This window comes from Paenibacillus thalictri, from assembly GCF_004307995.1.
Classification (GTDB): domain Bacteria; phylum Bacillota; class Bacilli; order Paenibacillales; family NBRC-103111; genus Paenibacillus_AF; species Paenibacillus_AF thalictri.
Genome location: NZ_SIRE01000060.1, coordinates 1 through 4,091, shown reverse-complemented (window position 1 = coordinate 4,091; position 4,091 = coordinate 1). Strand labels below are relative to the sequence as shown.

Annotated in this window: 5 protein-coding genes; all 5 read right to left on the bottom strand. The window is 38.2% G+C overall.

The genetic code is table 11. The annotated features are described in order from the left end of the window. Nucleotides 1-159: 159 nt before the first annotated feature. On the bottom strand, nt 160-897 hold the full coding sequence (locus tag EYB31_RS39785) for a barstar family protein (RefSeq protein WP_131019126.1): 738 nt from the start codon (nt 895-897) through the stop codon (nt 160-162). Nucleotides 898-1,142: 245 nt separating this feature from the next. Continuing rightward, on the bottom strand, nt 1,143-1,517 hold the full coding sequence (locus EYB31_RS39780; RefSeq protein ID WP_131019125.1) for a hypothetical protein: 375 nt from the start codon (nt 1,515-1,517) through the stop codon (nt 1,143-1,145). Between the two features lie 242 nt (nt 1,518-1,759). Beyond that, nucleotides 1,760-2,371 (bottom strand): hypothetical protein, encoded by a 612-nt coding sequence (locus EYB31_RS39775; RefSeq protein ID WP_131019124.1) that lies wholly within the window; start codon nt 2,369-2,371, stop codon nt 1,760-1,762. Nucleotides 2,372-2,592: 221 nt separating this feature from the next. Then, nucleotides 2,593-3,135, bottom strand: a complete 543-nt coding sequence (locus EYB31_RS39770; RefSeq protein WP_131019123.1) for a hypothetical protein — start codon at nt 3,133-3,135, stop codon at nt 2,593-2,595. Nucleotides 3,136-3,468: 333 nt separating this feature from the next. Beyond that, nucleotides 3,469-3,708, bottom strand: a complete 240-nt coding sequence (locus tag EYB31_RS39765; RefSeq protein WP_131019122.1) for a hypothetical protein — start codon at nt 3,706-3,708, stop codon at nt 3,469-3,471. Between the last annotated feature and the right edge of the window lie 383 nt (nt 3,709-4,091).

Genomic DNA, 4,091 nt, shown 5'->3' with positions numbered 1-4,091 from the left:
CCTCTGTGGGCATGATGACTTGCGAAAGGGCGATACCTCGTAAAACTCGTATCGCCAAGGCACATGAGCCTATCATGCCCACCCCTCCATATAAAGCCTTTGGAGGAACAACTGTAGAGTCGCTCCTCCTTACGTTTGCCTCTGAATGCTCTACTTTGTTTACCAGAGATTGTTACACAAACTTCTTGACGCTACCATATTTTCAATTAGTTCGGTCTTATTAGCAAATCTATATAGTTCAATCGTAAATGGTGGTATCACACCAAAGCCCCCACACAAGCAATCCGACAAACTATCTAGACATCCTCCGAAATATCCTCCTGGCCCATTTATGGATTCACCAAGTGCAAAATAAAAAGAAATCTTATCTGTGACATGTCGACCATCAACATAATACGTTTGATTAGTTTCATCTTGACTATTAAAGGAGCTACTACCACAACTAATGCGATTTCTTATTATCTCCAACCAAATTTCGCGCTGTCGCTTGGTAAAATGAGACCAAATATTGTTTTGTTTTAACTCCCTCCCAAGATCCCAAAGTCTGAGAGTTTCCATGGAAAGAGCTATTGGTAGATAACCATCAAGAATGACATCACGCCCATCTCTCAAATCAGAAGACGAAAGTACTTTCCGAGAATTCAATACAAAATAATACCTACCTACCGTATAACCACAATGGTCTAAAATTAATATATATAAATTACTTAAGAAATGCTTTCGGCTTGAGCAATTCTGTTTAAAGTCATAACTGAAATGAAAATTAGTAAATCTGAGATTGAAGTCACCATCATCGACAGTCTCACTAATGTCCGCATCTGATAACCCAATAATAGAGTCGAAATATCCAATAATTAAGCTGCTATCCTCTTCCATTAGACCATATTTGTATTTCATGGATTTACTCCTTGAAATTATAAATATTTTATGATTTGCTCTTTACGCCGATTTCTTATAACGTCTTCTGTATTCACGAATCCGAGAACCTTAAGGCAGCTTCAGCTGCCGGCCGCGACGCGGTTAGGTTCGCAGGATTGTCCGCCTGGCTCCACTTCCACGAATTATCTTCTGGCGGACCGAGGGGGCTTGACCCCCGAAGCGTGAATACGATGTTATATGAAGGTCCGGGCATCTCGATTTCACTACACAACATTTATTGATATTACTTCGATTTCTTTACAATAAAACTTAATATCCTCGGTTTCATAGTCAATTACTTTATAATTTAAATCAATCCATCCATCTTCTTTAATATCAATCACTTCGAAACCGGATAATTGAATTCCATAGTCACATGTACACGAAATATTAAGGTTGTTTATTCCTTTAAAACGTATTTTAATCACATATGTTTTTTGGCTATCTTTATACTCCACATACAGATCTAAGGTCGGGATTTCTTCAAAAAATTTATTTAGGTCTTTGAAAAAGTGAAAATCAATTATGAACTTGAAATTAATCCAATTAAATACATTAATTTCCGATCTTATTAATTCAAAGTTTTTAATGTTCTTCATTTCACCACTTACTTTCAGTATGATCTTTATAAAAATATTTCAGGACTTTCATATAACGTCTCTTGTATTCACGAATCCGAGAACCTTAAGGCAGCTTTAGCTGCCGGCCGCGACGCGGTTAGGTTCGCAGAGGTTATCTGCCTGGCTCAACTTCCCCGAAAAGCCTCGGGCAGATCAAGGACCCGTCAGGGTCCGCAGCGTGAATACGGTGTTATAAGATGTCCCCGCCTTCTTCGAGTAATCTAAATTGCTTTATACCCTTTTATTTCAGGGTGAATCCTTTCTAGCTCTTCAAAGAAGTTATTTATATTTCCAGTTAAAAATATGTATTCATGGTCTTCAAACAAGGATTTCATTCGATCAATCCACTTCGTTTGATGTGGTTTATCAAATAAGATTGTTACCGTCTTAAATCCGTTTGTTATGTCCTTAATATTCCCAATTCTAGCCATATCCTGAAGCACATCATTAATTGAACCTCTAATTTCAAATTTTTTTATCTCGCTCTTATACTCTTGTAGCAATGTTAGTGATAGATCATTCGGCTCGAGATATCCTCCACCAAAGCGAGATTTAATAGATAGTCCAAAAAATAATTCATTACAGATTTCAATTGTTATATCTAGTTCTTGGTTGCAGCCATTATTCCCCTTATATCTTGGTCTCCAAAAAATCATTAGTTCCTTAGAGTTGTCCCCAAAATAATATTGAAGGAGTCTTACAATTATTGGTTCAGTTTGATTGAATAGTTCTTTGAAGGTACTTATCTCATGGCAGGTTACATTAGGCTTTAGCCATTGCGCATAATCTCTATTCTTTAGTTCATTGATTGCCTTGCCATTAAAAGTCCTCATAATGCACCTCAAGGTTTAAATTTTTTGCGGGGATTTCTTATAACGTTCTTGTATTCACGAATCCGAGAACCTTAAGGCAGCGCTAGCTGCCAGGTCCGCTTGCGGACTTAGGTTCGCAGGGTTGTCTGCCTGAGACTACTTCTCCGAAATGCCTCGGCAGACCAAGGGCCGTCAGGCCCGCAGCGTGAATACGGTGTTAGACGACGTCTTTCGGCCCTCAGTTATGCTTTCAAAAATCTCCCAATCACTTCATCATCCCATACCTGTACCTCAATATATCGTTCTGGACCATTCTTTCCATCCTTATTCCATTCCTGCGGTAGCCCGTAGATTTCTATTAATTTTATTATTTCGTCCTTTAAATAAAGCTTTTCCCGATACGGTTTTCCGTCTTTATATCTCATTGTTGGGAATAAATCACCATACGTAAAACTAATACTTTCCGGATCAAATTCTTCAATATCTATTTTTAATTCCTTACCATTTGTATACCATTCTTTGAGCCAATTACATTCACCTAAAGTCATATAATGTGGATATATTTTTTTAGGTTTCCCGCCTTTTCTTATAAAATAATCTCGTACCTTTTCTTCCAATTCCCTTCTTACAATCAAATAATCTTCTGATCGTTTACTTGCAAAAACTTTTCCTTCAAGTCTTATATGATCAATAACTTTTTGGGCTTCATCATTCGAGAGCGCTGATAAGTTATTAAATGGACCATTCTTGGCTTCGTAATAATGGTATAAGTAACTCAACTGCATCGATTTCACCCTCATAATATGTCTTTACAATTTCGTAAGATGTCGTCTAACGTTCTTGTGTTCCCGAACCCTCACTGCCTTAAAGGAGCGTAGCGACTGGCCGCGACGCGGTTAGGCTGTGCAGGGTTGTCTGCATGAATCCTCTTCCTCGAAATGCCTCGGGCAGACCAAGGGGCGTAAGCCCCGCGGCGGGAAAACGGTGTTATACGCTGGCCCTGCCTTCTTAGAAATACTTTCAAAATTCCTGTTATAATATTTATTTATCCTAGTTAATCTGCATTTCACGCTTGAAGAACTCAAAGAAATGAATGGGTATTATTGTATTAAATTATCTTAAGAAATTTCCCAAATCCCTCTGGGACTCATATCTACAGATTTCATTATTCCTTTATCTCGTAGTTTCTTTGCTGCCCATCTTATTTCGTATTGCCAAGTATAAAAAATATCTCCACTTTCTCTAAGTTCTTGTTCATAATTATCCCAAATATACTTACTTATCTGAACTATGGTCGCTTTCCCATTGTATGACTTAATGGCTTCTTCAACTTTATCAATGAGTTTTTGTCTAGTCATATCGCTACACCCCTACCTACTTATTCCCATTCACTTCTTTAAATTCTTCAATTACCAATATTATACTATCCTTTTGTTGCGGATTACCGCGACGGAAAAATAAGATTTTAATAATGTTTGTAGGGCTTGCGTATAACGTTCTCTGTATTCACGAACCCGAGAACCTTAAGGCAGCTTGCTGCCGTCCGCGAGGCGGTTAGGTTCGCAGGGTTGTCCGCCTGACTCCACTTCCCCGAATTAACTCCTGGCGGACCAAAGGAGACTGTCGATTAATTCCCCAAAATGCTTCTTCTAAAATAACGATAAAACAGCACGATATCTCAATATTTCTCTTATTTACTCTCTCATTCGTGGTATAATTTAGTTATTATGATCGGAGTTGG